The organism is Pengzhenrongella sp., from assembly GCF_036565025.1.
GTDB lineage: Bacteria > Actinomycetota > Actinomycetes > Actinomycetales > Cellulomonadaceae > Pengzhenrongella.
In genome coordinates this window covers 1-2183 of the sequence record NZ_DATCNW010000101.1, presented here as the reverse complement: position 1 = coordinate 2183, position 2183 = coordinate 1, and the positions used below count along the sequence as shown (strand labels likewise).

The 2183-nt window shown below is 67.4% G+C and carries 3 protein-coding genes; all 3 read left to right on the top strand.

Translation table 11 applies throughout. The features are described from left to right. Positions 1–629: SDR family NAD(P)-dependent oxidoreductase (locus VIM26_RS05600; protein WP_331949361.1), on the top strand; the 629-nt coding region annotated here is incomplete at its 5' end. A gap of 195 nt (positions 630–824) precedes the next feature. Then, positions 825–1244, top strand: a complete 420-nt coding sequence (locus VIM26_RS26990) for a class I SAM-dependent methyltransferase (protein WP_414696450.1) — start codon at positions 825–827, stop codon at positions 1242–1244. Positions 1245–1424: 180 nt separating this feature from the next. After that, positions 1425–2183 (top strand): class I SAM-dependent methyltransferase (locus tag VIM26_RS05595; RefSeq protein ID WP_331949360.1); only part of this gene is annotated, 759 nt, incomplete at its 3' end.

Genomic DNA, 2183 nt, shown 5'->3' with positions numbered 1-2183 from the left:
AGGTACTCCGGAATCTTCCTCGGATCGATATCCTGGTGAACAACGTCGGCGGGTACTGGAACACCCGCCATGTCACGGCCGACGGGCTCGAGCGGACTTTTGCGCTCAACCACCTCGCGTCGTTCCTGCTCACCAACCTGCTCCTTGACCGTTTGACGGGAAGCTTCCCCGCCCGCGTGGTCACGGTGTCCTCCCATGAACATGCCAGGGGCCGGATTGAGTTCGCCGACCTGCAGGGCGAGGCCTCCTACTCCGGCGCGCGGGCATACAATCAGTCCAAGCTCGCCAACGTCATGTTCACCTATGAGCTGGCCAGAAGGCTGCGCGGCATCGGCGTCACCGCAACTGTGCTGCATCCCGGAGTCGTGCGCACGGGGTTCGGAGCCGAGGACCCGGGCGGCATCCAGCGGCTGCTCGTTCCGTTCGCGAAACGGTTCATGAAGACTGCCGAACAGGGCGCCGTCACCTCGATCTACCTGGCTTCGGCCTCCGACCTCGCCGACGTCTCGGGCCGGTACTTTGTAAACGGCAAGCCGAAGCGGTCGTCGAAGCGTAGCTACGACGAAGCCGCCGCCGCCCGACTCTGGCAGGTCAGCGCCGACCTGGTCGGCCTGGACGAACGGGCCTGACCCTCCGCGGACGAGCCGGGGAGGGGAAACATCCGTTGCCACGAGCTGTCCGGCCATCCGCCGCCTCTTCGATCACGGATCGGTGTGCGGTACAGCGGTGGTCACGGCTTACCGTGAGGGTGGTGTGGCTTCCGCACCTGCCCGAGCGCCTGTGGTGGGATCACAACGCGCACTACCACCGCTGCTGCTCGTCAGTTGCCGTCGAGGGTGGGGCGTGTGCTTGACGTCGGCTGTGGTTCAGGGAGGCTGGCGTGCATCCTCACAACTCGGGCCGAGCGTGTGGACGCGCTCGACCGGTCGTCGATGATGATCGAACGGGCGCGGCGGCGATGCTCTGAAGCACCCAATCTGAGGGTCCTGGAGGGCGACCTACTCGACCTCGCGGTTCCGCTGTCGACCAGCGGGTACGACGCGATCACGGCGCTGGCGAGCCTGCACCACATGCCGCTGCAGTCCGCACTTGAGCGCCTCGCCGGGCTCCTGCGTCCGGGCTGCCGGCCAACGCCGCCGTCGGTGCCACGCTCGCGCTCCGTGGCCGAGCTGGCAAACCCGACGACGAAGGCATGCCGGTGTGCCCGCCCTCGACCACGCTGGCCGAACTGCGGTCAGCCGTGAGGCCACGACTACCTGGCGCGACCCTGCAGCGCGGTCTGTTCTGGCGCTACCTCCTGACCTGGCGTCGCCAGTAGACGATCCGCTTGCGAGAATCGTGATCAGGGTGGAGCCGCTTGCCGATCGAGCGCGGATCGTCATCCCAAGCGGTTCCCCAAGCGAGATTGCAGGCATAATCCGCGCATGTCGAACGATTCCAGCTGGATCGAGACGATGCCCGAGACGTACGACCGGTGCCTCGGGCCCGCCCTGTTCACGCCCTACGCGACCCACGTCGCGGGACTGGTTGCGGCACGGGCGCCACAGCGGGTGCTCGAACTCGCTGCAGGCACCGGCATCCTGACCGCGGAGCTCGCCCGGCTGCTCCCGAACGCCCGCATCACCGCGACTGACCTCAACCCAGAGATGGTGTCGTGGGCGGCGCACCGCGTCGCGAACGTCGACTGGCGGCAGGCGGACGCACAACGCCTGGACTACCCCGAGGCCTCGTTCGAGCTGGTCGTCTGCCAGTTCGGGGTGATGTTCTTCCCGGACAAGCAACGGGCATTCGCCGAAGCGGCCCGGGTGCTCGTACCCGGTGGCACCATGCTGTTCACGGTCTGGGACGAGGTGGACGGCTCCGACTTCGCGGCGGCGCTGGTGGCCGCAGCGGTCGAACTGCTGCCCGAGGATCCACCGACGTTCCTCGTACGCATTCCACATGGCTACACCGACCCGGACAAGATCAGGTCAGACGTCCGATCGGGCGGGTTGCACGTCGAGGCCATCGACCGGGTCGTGCTACGCGGAACGGCCGAATCGGCCCGGACCGTCGTCGAGGGTTACGGCCTCGGCACGCCGATGCGCTTCGAGTTAGAGCAACGCGGGTCGCTGGACGTGCTGACCGACGCACTCGCGGACAAGCTCGCGCGCCGGCTGGGTCCCGGTCCGCTCGAAGGTGAT